This is a genomic window from Arthrobacter bambusae, from assembly GCF_030812595.1.
In the GTDB taxonomy this organism is placed as follows: Bacteria; Actinomycetota; Actinomycetes; order Actinomycetales; family Micrococcaceae; genus Arthrobacter; species Arthrobacter bambusae_B.
This window is the reverse complement of sequence record NZ_JAUSSZ010000009.1, coordinates 17,557-31,695: the sequence shown is the minus strand read 5'-3', so window position 1 is coordinate 31,695 and position 14,139 is coordinate 17,557. Positions and strand designations below refer to the sequence as shown.

Sequence of the window (14,139 nt, the reverse complement as noted above, 5' to 3'; positions counted from 1 at the left end):
CCGTTGAGAATGGTGCGTGTGGACAACAGCTTCGCCGATGTGGCCTCCCGCATGTGGCACGCAACCGGCGCCGATGAAGACAAGGCGGGTTGGCCGGCCGCCCAGCTGACGATCACCGGCCCCCGGGCGGTCCTCCCTGCCGCTTTCGACGTGACCGGGCTGGCGACCGGGGCGGTTGCCGTCGCCACGGTGGCCGCAGCGCAGTTTCTCGCTGCCCGCCGCCAGTCGAAGCAACCGGGGGTGACAGTAGGCAGTCGGGAGGCGTGCGCCGCGTTCGCGTCCGAGAGGCTGTTCACTCCGGTCGGCTGGACCCGGCCGCCGCTGTGGGACCCGATCGCCGGCAACTATCGTGCGGCGGACGCCTGGATCAGGCTGCACACCAACTACGCCAATCACCGTGCCGCCGTCGAGCGGGTGCTGGGCGCCTATGACCGCGAAGCAGTTCAAGCCGCGGTGGCCGGGTTGCGTGCTGAGGAATTGGAAACGGCGATCGTGGAGGCGGGTGGATGTGCCGCCGTCATGCACAACCGCGGCCAGTGGATGGCCTCGCCACCAGGTGCGGCAACAGCTGACGCGCCGCCGCTGACCGTCGTCGAGCGCCTCTCATCCGGCGCCGACGCACCGAACACCAGCGTGCAACTGCCTTTCGAAGGGTTGCACGTGCTCGACCTGACGCGGGTGATCGCTGGACCCGTGTGCACCAAGTTCCTTGCCGGCTACGGTGCGGACGTGCTGCGGATCGACCCGCCGGGCTTTGGCGAGGTGCCCTCGCTACTGCCTGAGACCACGCTCGGCAAACGTACCGCCGCCTTGGATCTCACCGCCCCAGCGGACCGCGCGACGTTCGAGGAACTGCTCGCGAATGCCGACGTGCTCGTGGCGGGACTGCGAGGCGACGCCCTGAAAGGCTTGGGCTACGACGACGAAGCCCTGGCCGCCGTGAACCCCGGCCTGATCATCGCCAGCCTGGATGCCTACGGTTGGGATGGCCCCTGGCGCAATCGCCGCGGGTTCGACAGCCTGGTCCAGATGAGCTGTGGCATCGCCGACGACGGAGCCGCCGCCACTGCCCAAACGGAACCGACACCGCTTCCCGTCCAAGCTCTCGACCACGCGACCGGCTGGCTATTGGCCACGGCTGTCGCCCGCGCTTTGACCCGTCGGCTCACCCACTCGAGGGCAGCACGCATCCATGGCTCACTCATCGGCACGGCAAACCTGCTGTACTCGCTGCCCCCGCACCACGACCACCTGGCCTTAGCCGCGCCCCAAGACCTCGCACTCGTGGCAACCACCACGGATTGGGGGCCAGCGCGACGCGTGCCGCTTCCAGGGCGAATCGACGGCGTCCCCGCACACTGGTCGCAGCAGGCAGGACCGCTGGGCCGCCACAAGGCCCAGTGGGTTACGCGGTAACGTCCGCCTGGCACAAGTAAACCCCCGGAACCGCACGGTTCCGGGGGTTTCAGGGTGGGCCCTGTGGGGATCGAACCCACGACCCACGGATTAAAAGTCCGATGCTCTACCAACTGAGCTAAAGGCCCCTGCCGACTGTAGAAACAGCCATAAATACTGTACCTCAAGCTCAAGGCCGTTTTGACACGGTCAGCACCCGCGCCGTCGTGACCTCTTTTGGCCGGGTCCCCGACGGCGACACGCGGCCGCAACGGCGTGTCGCGGCAATTCCAGAATCAAAGAAGGTCAGGAAGGAACGCTTCTCGTCAAGAGTGCACGAGCGAAAGCACAGGAGTAGCGTTGGGGCATGAGCGAACAACCGGAACCTCCTGTTTACGGCGGAGCAAATAGGCACCACAAGCCGAAACCCTTCGCGCCGGTTGACTTCGAGCCGTTTGCCGGCGGAGCGGACCCCGCGCGAGTGTCCGAAGCCGCACACCTTGCGGCGCAAGCACTCGTGAAGCGCGGGCGGGACAGCGACGATCCGAAGATCACCAAACGCCTTGTGAAGCTCGCCGACGAGCAAGGCCTGGATGCCATCGCCGAAATGTGGGCCGAAAGCCCCGCCCGGTCCTTGCCCGGCGCGTTGTGGCGGCTCTACGCATTGCGCGCGGCCACCATGCAGAACTCCGAGCGCATCTCCGTATACTTCAAGGCCGGCCGGGACACCGCCCAGGTTTCCCACGTTGTGGCGGGGGCCGCCGAGCCGCCGGGAGCCGACGAGATGAAGCAGATGGCGGACGCCATCCTTTCGGGAGCGTTCGACGGCGATTTCGACGTCGCGCTGGAACGCTCAGCCGCGTTTTGCCGCGTCGTCGCCCTCGGCCAAGCCACGCTGGCAGACAGCGCAGAGCATTCCAACGAAGGCCATGCAAGCAAACTGACCCGGAACTCGCACCAGCTCGTGAAGACCGCGGAAGATCTCGAGCACGCTGCCAATGCCTGGCGCCTCGGGGAGCTTGACTGACATGAAACATCAGGGCGACGGGCCGCCACAACCACCCCCGGCGCCAGCTGTCAAGGTTGACTTAGCTCGGCCGACGTAGAAAACTGAAACTGGTGTCGAACCGCGAAACCCCCGGGCTTCAACTTATAGCCGCTTCGAGCGGCCTACCGCCGAGAGGCGTATCCGGTTCGGCACCATTTTTATGCCCTTCGGCGAAGACGCCGCCCTGCTCCCCGTCCCCCCGCCTACCGGAAGCCAAATGAAGCTGCGTCTCTTCCCCCACGAACCCGCCGGGTTGCAATTGTTGTCGCAGATGGCCAGCCAGATTCTTGAGGCAACCGGGACGCTTTCCGAGATCTTCGGAGCCCCTGTCGCGGAGCACGAACGGCTTGTGGAGGAGTTGCACGAGCACGAGGCGAAATCCACGGATCTGCATTTCGCCCTGCTGACCCACATGCGCACGAGCTTTGTGAACCCCCTCCCCCGCGAGGACATGTACGCCCTCTCCCGTTTCCTCAACGAAGCCATGGAGAAGCTGGACGCCGCGGGTGAACTCGTAGCCCTGTACAAACTGGACCGGCTCCCCAAGCGGGCGGCGGACCAGCTGGAGATCATCAGCCGCCAGGCAGAGCTCACGGTCGATGCCATGCGCCAGTTGGACGATCTGGACGAACTTGAGGACTACTGGATCGAGGTCCTGAGGCTGGCCAAGCGTGCCGAGCGCAGCCACCGGACCTGGGTGGCCGAGATGCTCCGCGACATGAAGTCCGCCCAGTTTTCGAGGAATCGCGACGTAGCCAACCAACTGGTGGACGTGACCAAGGATATGCGCCGTGTCGCCACCCAGGTAGGCAGCATCATCGTCAAGGAAGCATGAGGTGGCGGTCGCGTTCTTCGTCCTCGTGGTGGTGTTGGCGGCTGGCTTCGCATTCCTGAATGGCTTCCGTGACGTCTCTACCGCCGTCGCGCTCTCAGTGCGGACCCGTGCCCTCACTCCGTCGGTTGCCGTTGTGTTGGCGGCTGTCTTCAACTTTGCCGGCGTGCTGCTCAGCGGCGGATTCGCGATGATCTTCAGCCAGTCATGGGTGGTGCTCCCAACGGGGATGGGCGGCCTGACTGTGCTCACCTCAGGGCTGTGCAGCGCCATCCTTTGGGGAATCTACGCTTGGTGGCGCGGTGTGCCGCTCTCGTCGACCCATGCCCTGGTGGGAGGCCTGGTGGGAGCCGGAGCTGCAAGCGCGGTGATGGGAGGCAACTCCATCAACGGGGCGGACAGTATTCTGCTGACGCAAGTGGTCCTGCCGTTGCTGCTGTCCCCCGTGATTGCCTTCCTTGGCGCCTACCTTCTGGTGTGGCCTGTCACGTGGTCGGCGCGCTACACCCAGCCCGACGTTGTGCATAGCCGCTTCCGCCATGCGCAGTCCGTCTCGGCGGCGGCCGTTGCGCTGGGCCACGGCCTGCAGGACGGACAGAGGTCCGTAGCGGTGATCCTGCTGGGCGCCGTGGCTGCCGGAGCGTCCGGCCCGGACGACCTCCCAATCTGGGTCATCCTGCTGGTGGCCGTCATGCTCACCGCAGGAACGCTTTGTGGCGGCTGGCGCATCTCGTACACCTTGGGCTACAAACTGACGCGGGTGGACCCCATGCGGGGATTCATTGCCCAGAGCCTGACCTCCCTGATGCTGTTCGTCGGGGCCATTGGCTTCAACTTGCCGCTTTCCACAACGCACACTGTCACGTCGGCAGTGCTCGGCGCGGGAACCAACCAGAACTTTTCCGTCACCAACCGTCGGATGGTGCTACGGATCCTGGGGTTCTGGGTCGCGACGCCCATCGTTACCGCCGCGGTGGCATTCATCCTTGGGCTGGCGCTCTCGCCGCTGTCGCGCTGAGCCCGAGGGCCGCTGGGCCTATCCGAACCGGCCGGAGACGTAGTCTTCCGTGGCTTTCTGGGACGGGTTGTTGAAGATCGTGGTGGTGTCCGCGAACTCAATGAGCTTGCCCGGCTTGCCGGTGCCTGCGATGTTGAAGAACGCGGTCTTGTCGGAAACGCGTGCGGCCTGCTGCATGTTGTGGGTCACGATCACCACGGTGTATTCGTCCTTGAGCTCATTGATGAGGTCTTCGACGGCCAAAGTGGAGATCGGGTCCAGCGCGGAGCAGGGCTCGTCCATGAGGATGACCTGCGGCTCCACGGCGATGGCACGGGCGATGCAGAGTCGCTGCTGCTGGCCGCCGGAAAGTCCGGAGCCCGGCTTCTCGAGGCGGTCCTTGACCTCGTTCCACAGGTTGGCGCCGCGCAGGGACTTCTCCACGAGTGCGTCTGCCGCGCCCTTGCTGATCTTCCGGTTGTTCAGCTTCACGCCGGCCAGCACGTTGTCGCGGATGGACATGGTGGGGAACGGGTTGGGCCGCTGGAAGACCATGCCGACCTGGGTGCGGACCGTCACGGGATCGACGCCGGGGCCGTAGAGGTTGTCGCCGTCGAGCAGGACTTCTCCTTCGACGCGCGCGCCGGGCAGCACTTCGTGCATACGGTTCAGGGTGCGCAGGAAGGTGGACTTGCCGCAACCGGACGGACCGATGAACGCCGTGACCGATTTGGCTTCGATGTTGATGTTGACGCCTTCAACGGCCAGGAAATTGCCGTAGTAGACGTTCAGATCCTTGACGTCGATCCGCTTAGACATGGTGTTCCTTCGGTGCTGTGGTTGGAAGTTTGCGTGTGGCCTGGCAGCTCAACGGCCAGCCTTGGGGGCGAAGATCCGGGCGATCAGCCTGGCGCCGAGGTTCAGGAGCATCACCAGGATGATCAGGACCAGCGCGGCACCCCATGCCCGCTGGCTCGACGGGTCCGGATTGGACGGCGAGGTCGGGTTCAGGATCTGCGTATAGATGAACGTCGGCAACGAGGCCATCCAGCCGCCGAACACATTGTTGTTGATGGAGGTGGCGAAACCTGCGGTGACGAGGATTGGTGCCGTCTCGCCGATCACCCGGGCGATCGCCAAGGTGACGCCGGACGCGATCCCGGAAATCGCCGTCGGGATGACCACCTTGAGGATGGTGCGCCACTTGCGGACACCAAGGGCGTAAGCCGCCTCGCGGAGCTCGTTCGGGACGATCTTGAGCATTTCCTCGCTGGAGCGGACTACCACCGGGATCATCAGGACCGAGAGCGCGACGGCGGCGACGGCACCGGTCTTGGTGCCCGGGCCTACCACGGCGAAGAAGAAGGCTGCCGAAAACAGACCTGCCACGATCGAGGGGATGCCGGTCATGACGTCGACGAAGAATGTGATGGCCCGGGCAAGGGCTCGGTCGTTGCCGTATTCCACCAAGTAGATTGCGGTCAGCAACCCCACAGGAACCGAAATGACCGTGGCGAGCAGGGTGATCTGCACGGTGCCCAGGAGAGCGTGATAGACGCCACCGAGGACCTTTGTGCCGTTATCGACACTTTTGTTGTCGATGGTACCTGTGATGCCGTTCATCGATGTCGACAGGAAGCCAGGGGTGATGATGCCCGGGATGCCGTTCACGAGGACGGTCCAGATGACCGAGATCAGGGGAAGCAACGCCACGAGGAACGAGCCGACGATCAGGCACGTGGCAAGCTTGTCGCTCGCCTTGCGTCCGCCTTCGACCGCTGCGCTCCAGCCGACCAGGCCGATCGTGAAGAGGATAGCGGACACGAGGCCCCAGCCGAAGGCGTTGAAACCGATCAGGGCAAGGATCGCTGCGCCGAGTACCAAGGCGACGGCCAGGACGACATAAGGGGCGAAAGCGGGCAACTGGCCCTTGGTCAGTGCGGAGCGTTTGCGCGCCACGGGGGCTGTGACAGTCATTAGTTGGCTCCCGAGAATTCTTTGTGTCTGGTGATGATCCAGCGTGCAATCATGTTGACACCCAGGGTGATGACGAACAATACCAAGCCCGCTGCGATCAAGGTACTGACTTTGAGTCCGCTGGCTTCAGGGAAGTTCAAGGCGATTTCCGCTGCGATGGTCTGGTTGCCGGACTGGATCAGGCTTGCGGTCAGGGCGCCGGAGGAGAGGACCAGCGCCACGGCCATGGTCTCGCCAAGGGCGCGGCCCAGGCCCAGCATGATGGCACTCACGATGCCGGGGCGGCCGAACGGCAAGACTGCTATTTTGATCATTTCCCAGCGGGTCGCGCCGAGGGCAAGGGCAGCTTCTTCATGGAGATTCGGGGCCTGGAGGAAGATCTCGCGCGACAGTGAAGTGATGATCGGCAGGACCATGACGGAGAGGACAATGCTCGCGGTCAGGATGGTCTTGCCGGTAGCCGAGGCGGGGCCTTGGAAGATCGGCAACCAGCCCATGTTGCTGGCCAGCCAGCCGTAGGCCGGCGAAATCTGGGGGGCAAGGAATGCCGCGCCCCATGCGCCGTAGACCACGGAAGGAATCGCAGCGAGGAGGTCCACCACGTAGCCAAGGCCCGAGGCGAGCCTGCGGGGCGCGTAGTGCGAAATGAACAGGGCCACGCCGATTGCAACGGGGGTAGCGATCACCAGCGCGATGACTGCGGCGATGAGGGTCCCCACCACGATCGGTCCGATGTAGGCAAAGAAGCCCTGGCCGCCTTGGATGTCGGCGGGCGGAGCCACAAGTGCGGGAATGGCCTGGATTACAAGGAAAAGTGCGACGCCGAAGAGAACCACGAGGATCAGGCATCCCGCGGCCAAGGTAGCTCCGGAGAAGACCTTGTCCCCGGCGCGTCCGGCACCTTGGGAAGTGGTCAAGGAGTTGGTGGTCACTTCACGATCCTTCAGATTCACTCAAAAATGGCCAAGTTCCCCGCCCCGTCCGGTGATGTTTCACCAGCCTGGGACAGGGAACCTCGATATTCAGGGTAGTGGTGCCGCGGTCCGCGGAACCACTACTCCATTGTCGTCCTTAGGCCTTGGCCTTGATGGAGTCAACAGCGGCCTTCGCCTTGTCCTGCAGCGCCTTGGAGAGCGGAGCGGACTTGGCGGAGCCGGCTGCGGCCTGCTGGCCGGCGTCGGAGACTACGTAGCTCTCGAAAGCCTTCACCAGGTCGGCAGTTGCCTGCTTGTCGTAGGTGGTGCAGACGACGTGGTAGGAAACCAGGACCACCGGGTAGGCCGAGGAGTCCGTGGTGGTGCGGTCAAGCTTGATGGAAAGGTCGCCGGTGGGGCGGCCTGCAACGGGCTTGCCCAGTTCAACAGCCTTGGCGGCAGCGTCAGCGGAAATCTTGACGAAGTCCGAGCCAACCTTGATCTCCGCGGTGCCGAGCTTGCCGGAAACTGCGGAGTCGTCAGCGTAGGTCACGGCACCCGGGGTGTCGGTGACGGTCTTGACGACGCCCGAGGTGCCCTTGGCGTTCTCGCCCTTCAGGGAAGCAGGCCAAACGCCGGCTGCCTTGTCGGTCCAGACGGAGGGTGCAGCGGCCGCCAGGTAGTCAGTGAAGTTCTGGGTGGTTCCGGAGTCGTCAGAGCGGTTGACCGGGGTGACCTTGAGGTCCGGAAGCGTAACGCCGGCGTTCAGGGCGGCGATTGCCGGGTCGTTCCAGTTGGTGATCTGGCCGCGGAAGATCTTGGCAACCGTGGTGGCGTCGAGCTTCAAGTCCTTGACGTTCGGGATGTTGAAGGCAACGGCGATCGGCGAGATGTAGACCGGGATGTTGATGGCGCCGTCGGTGCCGCACTTGGTCTTGGAGCTGGCAAGCTCAGCGTCCGTCAGGTAAGCGTCGGATCCAGCGAACTGTGCGGAGCCATCGAGGATGGCCTTGCGGCCTGCGCCCGAGCCGTCCGGGGAGTACTGGACCGTGGCACCCGGGTTCGCGGAAGCGAAGTTGGTCTTCCAGGCGTCCATTGCGGCGCCCTGCGCCGAGGAGCCGATACCGGTCAGGGTGCCGGTGACCTTGACGCCGGCGGCGGCGCTCTGCGTAGCTGCCGGAGCGTTGCCGGTGGCGTTGTCTGAACCGCAAGCGGTCAGCGCAAGCGCGCCGACTGCGAGGACCGCGATTGCCGCGTTGCGGCCGAAGCGAGTTGCCTTCACTTGGATGTACCCCTTCCAGGGATTCTCTGATGCGTGCCGTGGGAGAAAGTCGGCATACGAAAGATTTGCGTACGTATTTGTACCTTGATTGACGCTATGAGCCGCAGGTAACAGGATCGGCCGTCCAAGGTGAACGGGAAGTGAACGGCTGTGGTCCATTGGCTTACAAGTGCAGCGTCACCCTTGCGCTCGGCAAGTCAAGCGGGATTAAGTGACGCCCCTCACTTCGCGGTTTCCTCGAAGGCCGCACGCGGTGGAGCGGTCCTGAATAGACTTGAGCCATGACCGCCCCCCAAGGACTTTCAACGAGCAAGAAATTCCTGAGGGCGCGGCTGCGTACCGGCTTCGTCCGCAGCCGGAACTCGTTGGTTCCAGCAGTCCAGATGACGGTGTGTGCCGTGGGCGCCTATGCGTTCGCTGAATACATACTCGGGCACTCGGGACCCCTTTTCGCCGCGACGTCGTCGTTGATCGCGCTCGGCTTCTCGCGGGACCCGCGGCTTCGCCGGGTCGTGGAAGTCGGACTTGGCTGCACCCTCGGGATCGTCGTGGGCGATCTGCTCCTCCACTGGCTGGGTTCGGGGATCTGGCAGGCCGCCGTCGTCCTTCTGTTTTCCATCCTGTTGGCACGTTTCCTGGACGGCGGATCCATTTTCACCACCCAACTGGGCCTGCAGTCGCTGCTCGTGGTGCTGTTGCCCGCGCCGGCCGGGGGACCTTTCACACGCAGCATCGACGCGGTGGTGGGTGGGGTTTTCGCGCTTCTCGTCACCATGCTGGTCCCCAAGGACCCACGTAGCGAGCCCCGCCAGGACGTCCGCAAACTCCTGCACGAGCTCTCGGAAGTGCTCCGCGAGTGCGCCGAGGCCCTGATCAACAGCGACTCCACCCAGGCGTGGCACGCGCTCATCCGCGGGCGGAACTGCCAGCCCCTGGTGGACCGCATGCGCCAATCCCTCAAGGCCTCCGGCGAAGTGGCCACGATCGCTCCCGCGTATCGGCGGCACCGCGAGGAGCTGACCAGGCTCGCGGATTCGCTGGATTCCATCGACCTCGCCCTCCGCAACGGCCGGGTGTTCGCCCGGCGGCTCACGAGCGCCATCAACCATGCCGCACTGACAGACGAGGCAACGGACAGCATTTCCGAGGTCCTGCTGGACACCTCCGCAGCGGTCGAGGAACTATCGCTAGGCCTGGCGGAAGTGCATGACGGCGCGCGCCGCGCCCACCTTCGCGGCGCGCGGCAGGATTTGGCGGACATTTCCACGCGGCTGCACCCCAAAATGCTCCACGTCCAGAAGCTCGAGGGCGAAACCGTGGTGATGCTCTTCCGCCCGCTCATGGTGGATTTGCTCGAAGCCGCGGGCATGGACCCCCGCGAGGCTAGGGACATACTTCCTGAGCTGCAGTGAGGGCGGCCTTGACTGTCCTACCCCTCCACTAGCCTTGTACGCATGGCTTCCAAGACTTCACGCGCATCCAAGTCGCCCGCATATAAATGTGCCGAATGCGGATGGACCACGGTCAAGTGGGTGGGGCGCTGCGGTGAGTGCCAGGCGTGGGGCACCGTCGAGGAAACCGGCAGCACCGTTGCGCGTACGACGGCGGCAACAACGGTTTTGGAGCCGGCGCGCCGGATTGCCGAGGTAGACGGGACCACGGCCGCGTTCCTGCCCACCGGCGTCGACGAACTCGACCGCGTCCTGGGCGGCGGACTCGTTCCAGGGGCGGTGATCCTGCTTGCCGGGGAACCCGGCGTCGGGAAGTCCACCCTCCTGCTGGATGTCGCCGCGAAGTTCGCCCGCACGGGGCAAGACGTCCTGTACGTCACGGGCGAGGAATCGGCGGCCCAGGTCAAGCTCCGTGCGGAACGGATTGACGCGGTGGCGCATACCCTCTATCTCTCGGCGGAGGCGGACCTCGGGCAGGCTCTCGGGCAGGTGGAGAAACTTGAGCCGAAACTGCTGATCGTGGACTCGGTGCAAACGCTCAGCAGCGCGGATGTCGAAGGTAGCGCGGGCGGCGTTTCACAGGTCCGGGAAGTCGCGGCGTCCATTATCGCCGCCGCCAAGCGCCGGAATATGACAACCCTGCTGGTTGGCCACGTGACGAAGGACGGCTCCATTGCCGGTCCACGCCTGCTGGAGCATCTGGTGGACGTCGTGTGCCAGTTCGAAGGCGAACGCCATTCGCGCTTGCGCTTGTTGCGCGCGGTCAAGAACCGCTACGGGGCCACGGACGACGTCGGCTGTTTCGATCTGAACGAAGCCGGCATCGAAGGCCTCGCCGATCCCAGCGGCCTCTTTGTATCGCGGACACGCGAGCCGGTCTCCGGTACCTGCATCACCGTGACGATGGAAGGCCGGCGCCCCCTGCTGGCCGAGGTGCAGTCTCTCCTTGCCGAAAGCGCCAGTTCACAGCCGCGCAGGGCCACGAGCGGCTTGGAGAACTCGCGCGTCGCCATGCTCCTTGCCGTGCTCCAACAGCGGGCCGGCTGCATCCTGCACAAGGACGACTCCTACGTGGCCACTGTCGGAGGGGTGAAATTGAGCGAACCCGCCACCGACCTTGCCGTTGCGCTTGCCGTGGCCTCGGCGAAGGCCCGCAAGGCATTGCCTCAGCGGCTCATCGCCTTCGGTGAGGTCGGCCTCGCAGGCGAGGTCCGTCCCGTTCCCGGGATCAACCAGCGCATCCACGAGGCGCAGCGGCTTGGTTTCACCCACGCAGTGGTGCCCGCCAGCCCTAACGGACCAGGGCCCATCCCGGAGGGTTTCTCGGTCCGCGAGGTGGCGCACCTGGCCGAGGCCTTGGAGTTGCTCATCACCTAGCGTCCCCTCCTCGCCCTCCAAGGGACATGCCCCCTGTCTTCACTCCCCCCGGGACATGCCCCCTGTTCGAGCCAAGGAGTGGACATAAACGTAATATGTCCAGTCTTCGGCTCACCCGAGGGGCATGTGCACGAGGCAAAGGTGAGCATGTCCAGTCCTAGGTGCCAGCGCGGGGCATGTGCGGTCGCTAGCGCGGGACACGTCCATTGGATTGTGCGCGGATCATTCGCGCTGACAGCAAGGTCGAACGCCCAGTGAACTTCTGACCCCCACCCTCCGAGCATGCCCGCTGTTCGAGCCAGGGAGTGGACATAAACGTAATATGTCCACTCTTCGGCTCACCCGAGGGGCATGTGCACGAGGCAAAGGTGAGCATGTCCACTCCTAGGTGCAACCGAGGGGCATGTGCGGAGGAAGGCTTCCCGAGGGACATGTCCGGAGGAAGGCTTCGGTCCGGAGGACGGCTATTTCGCCGGGTTGTGCGTGCCAATCGGGACGAGCGTGAGCGTCGGGTGGTTCTTCTCGATCCGGCGCAGCGCCCAGACGTCGTTGAACAACGCCAGGTATTCGCCGTCGGACCTCAGCAGCACCTCAGCACCCGGGACGTTGGCGAGCGCCGGCATGGCCTCCGCCGTCGAGATCCTCGCCATCGAATACGGAAGGCGTTCCAAGCGCATCGGGGCGTTGAAGTCGTGGGCCATGCGGTCTTCGACAACCTCAAACTGCATGGGACCGACGGCGGCGAGCACGGGTGCCTGATCGCCTCGGACGTCGGAACGAAGCACTTGGATGACGCCTTCGTGTTCAAGCTGTTCGATGCCGCGGCGGAACTGCTTGAAGCGGCTGGGGTCCTGGGACCTGGCGACTTGGAAATGCTCGGGCGCGAAAAGCGGGATGGCGGGGAATTCGACAGGTTCGTCCAGGAACAGGCTGTCCCCGACGCGAAGTGAGGACGCGTTGACCAAGCCAACGACGTCGCCGGGGTAGGCCTCGTCGATGACTTCCCGTTCGCGCCCGAAAACCTGCTGGGCGTACTTGGTGGCGAAGGACTTACCGGTGCGTGTCTGAGTGACCACCATGCCGCGCTCAAAGACGCCCGAGCACACGCGGATGAACGCAACGTGGTCGCGGTGGGCTTTGTTCATCCCGGCCTGGACCTTGAAGACGAACCCGGCGAAGGGAGCGTCAACGGAACGGGGTTCGCCGTCCACGTCCGGACGGGGTGCGGCCGGAGGCGCGAAATCCACCAACGCATCCAGGATTTCCTTGACCCCGAAGTTCAAGGCTGCCGAACTGAAGAGGATGGGCGTTGCCGTTCCAGCATGGAAACTGTCCACGTTGAATTCGAGGTTTGATTGGATGACCAGTCCGGCTTCGTCGACCGCGTTGCTCCAGTCGTTGCCCTGCGCCTCGGCTGCCTCTTCCGGAGTGAAGTACTCGGTGATGGCAATGTTGGCGCCGGCGTTGTTGCGCGCGAACCGTGCGAAGCGGTCATTTCGCAGATCCCAGACTCCACGGAAGTCCCCTGAAATGCCCACGGCCCAAGTCAAGGGCATGGGCTGGAGTCCGGTGCGTTCGGTGATCTCGTCCATCAGGGCGAGGGCATCCAGCCCGGGGCGGTCCCATTTGTTGATCACCGTAATGATGGGCAGGTTCCGCTGCTTGCAGACCTCGAAGAGCTTCATGGTTTGAGTTTCCAGGCCCTTGGCGGCGTCCACGAGCATCACTGCGCAGTCGACGGCGGCCAGGACGCGGTAGGTGTCCTCGGAGAAGTCGGCGTGCCCCGGGGTGTCCAGGAGGTTGATCACCGTGTCCCTGTAGGAGAACTGCAATGCCGCCGAGCTGATGGAAATACCGCGGTCCTTCTCCATCTGCATCCAGTCGGAGACGGTTTCCTTGCGGTTGGCCTTGCCGCTCGATGCACCGGCGGTGCCGATGACCTTGGCGTGTAGCGCGAGGGCTTCCGTGAGAGTCGACTTGCCGGCGTCAGGGTGCGAAATGACCGCGAAAGTCCGACGCCGGGAGGCCTCATGGTGAATTTCCTGGACTCGGGCTGGGCTCAGGACTTCTTGGGACACGGTGCTACTTTCGCTGCGATCTGGGCGTTGCCCGCACAGGAACGACGGGCCGAACGTGGAATGGAGGCTGGAAACGTGCCCCGTGCCGGACGGAGACCAGCTCAGGGAGCGGCACGATTTGTGCGCCAGCCAAGATACCAAGTTTATCGCAGCCCGGGACCGCACCGGAGGCGGGGTCTTAATGCGAGCGCTTAACAGGATTGAAACGAGGTGCACAAACCTCCGAAATCACCTGCCGATAGTTTGAATCAACGGCGGACTTGCCCGGCTCATTTTGGCGCCACCCGTCAGGAAAACACCCACCCAGCCGGCTATGGCATGAAAGGAACAAGGCATCAATGAAACCAGGGAATGACTTGTTCTACGATCCCCTCGGCCCCTCCCCAGCGACGAACCCCGCGACGAACCCCAAGTCGTTCGCGGAGGCAGGCTCCGCCGGATTCGCGGAGACGAACCCCACTCCGGCCAGGAACCAGTCCCAGCAGCCATACCATCCGGACGCCAACAGAGGCCGAACCCACCCTCCTGCGATGCAAACGCACCCGGACACCGCCAAGTCCACGTCCCGGGAAGCCGCGCTTCAGAGTGTGCGACGGGACCTTGAGCGGCTCGCGCGGCTCAGGAGGTCTGCCTGAGGGTTCCGGTGCCCGGGCCCAAAGTGCCGATCCGGCGGCCGCCGTCGAACGCGTTTCCAAGCCCTCGCCACATAACCCGCTTTGGGGCACTTTGAGGCTTGCCCGTGCGGTTGTTGCCGGTCTATACCTCTATCATTGAGCTTGCGGGAAATC

Annotated in this window: 12 protein-coding genes and 1 tRNA gene; 7 read left to right on the top strand and 6 right to left on the bottom strand. The window is 64.4% G+C overall.

Going from position 1 to position 14,139, the window contains the following annotated elements; genetic code table 11:
• The first annotated feature begins 18 nt into the window (after nt 1-18).
• Nucleotides 19-1,416, top strand: a complete 1,398-nt coding sequence (locus J2S96_RS13055; protein ID WP_306864051.1) for a CoA transferase — start codon at nt 19-21, stop codon at nt 1,414-1,416.
• Between the two features lie 55 nt (nt 1,417-1,471).
• On the opposite strand, the gene J2S96_RS13050 is transcribed toward J2S96_RS13055, so the two are convergent.
• Nucleotides 1,472-1,544, bottom strand: a tRNA-Lys gene (locus J2S96_RS13050).
• Nucleotides 1,545-1,762: 218 nt separating this feature from the next.
• Here J2S96_RS13050 and J2S96_RS13045 point away from each other — a divergent pair.
• From J2S96_RS13045 to J2S96_RS13035, 3 genes are all read left to right on the top strand, one after another.
• Nucleotides 1,763-2,422 (top strand): hypothetical protein, encoded by a 660-nt coding sequence (locus J2S96_RS13045; protein WP_306864048.1) that lies wholly within the window; start codon nt 1,763-1,765, stop codon nt 2,420-2,422.
• Between the two features lie 238 nt (nt 2,423-2,660).
• Complete coding sequence (locus J2S96_RS13040) at nt 2,661-3,278, top strand: DUF47 domain-containing protein (protein WP_306864045.1); 618 nt, start codon at nt 2,661-2,663, stop codon at nt 3,276-3,278.
• 1 nt (nt 3,279) lies between these two features.
• A complete protein-coding gene (locus J2S96_RS13035) occupies nt 3,280-4,293 on the top strand; it encodes an inorganic phosphate transporter (RefSeq protein WP_306864043.1) in 1,014 nt (337 codons plus the stop codon).
• Nucleotides 4,294-4,311: 18 nt separating this feature from the next.
• On the opposite strand, the gene pstB is transcribed toward J2S96_RS13035, so the two are convergent.
• The 4 genes from pstB to pstS form a co-directional block, all read right to left on the bottom strand.
• Complete coding sequence (pstB, locus tag J2S96_RS13030; RefSeq protein WP_306864040.1) at nt 4,312-5,091, bottom strand: phosphate ABC transporter ATP-binding protein PstB; 780 nt, start codon at nt 5,089-5,091, stop codon at nt 4,312-4,314.
• Nucleotides 5,092-5,139: 48 nt separating this feature from the next.
• A complete protein-coding gene (gene pstA, locus J2S96_RS13025) occupies nt 5,140-6,249 on the bottom strand; it encodes a phosphate ABC transporter permease PstA (protein WP_306864037.1) in 1,110 nt (369 codons plus the stop codon).
• Entirely contained in the window at nt 6,249-7,181 is a 933-nt protein-coding gene (pstC, locus tag J2S96_RS13020; protein WP_306864035.1) for a phosphate ABC transporter permease subunit PstC, read from the bottom strand. The genes pstA and pstC overlap by 1 nt, the downstream gene beginning before the upstream one ends.
• Before the next feature lie 139 nt (nt 7,182-7,320).
• Nucleotides 7,321-8,445 carry a phosphate ABC transporter substrate-binding protein PstS gene (pstS, locus tag J2S96_RS13015; protein WP_306864032.1) on the bottom strand — a complete coding sequence of 375 codons (1,125 nt, stop codon included), beginning with the start codon at nt 8,443-8,445 and terminating at the stop codon, nt 7,321-7,323.
• A gap of 281 nt (nt 8,446-8,726) precedes the next feature.
• Here pstS and J2S96_RS13010 point away from each other — a divergent pair, with 281 nt between their 5' ends.
• Nucleotides 8,727-9,857, top strand: coding sequence for an FUSC family protein (locus tag J2S96_RS13010; protein ID WP_306864030.1), 1,131 nt, complete (start codon nt 8,727-8,729; stop codon nt 9,855-9,857).
• Nucleotides 9,858-9,899: 42 nt separating this feature from the next.
• Nucleotides 9,900-11,273, top strand: coding sequence for a DNA repair protein RadA (gene radA, locus J2S96_RS13005; protein WP_306864028.1), 1,374 nt, complete (start codon nt 9,900-9,902; stop codon nt 11,271-11,273).
• A 464-nt stretch (nt 11,274-11,737) separates the two neighbouring features.
• On the opposite strand, the gene J2S96_RS13000 is transcribed toward radA, so the two are convergent.
• Nucleotides 11,738-13,351, bottom strand: a complete 1,614-nt coding sequence (locus tag J2S96_RS13000; protein ID WP_306864025.1) for a peptide chain release factor 3 — start codon at nt 13,349-13,351, stop codon at nt 11,738-11,740.
• Between the two features lie 338 nt (nt 13,352-13,689).
• On the opposite strand from J2S96_RS13000, the gene J2S96_RS12995 reads away from it, so the two are divergent.
• Nucleotides 13,690-13,986: a hypothetical protein gene (locus tag J2S96_RS12995; RefSeq protein WP_306864024.1), complete on the top strand. Its 297-nt coding sequence runs from the start codon at nt 13,690-13,692 to the stop codon at nt 13,984-13,986.
• Nucleotides 13,987-14,139: the final 153 nt, after the last annotated feature.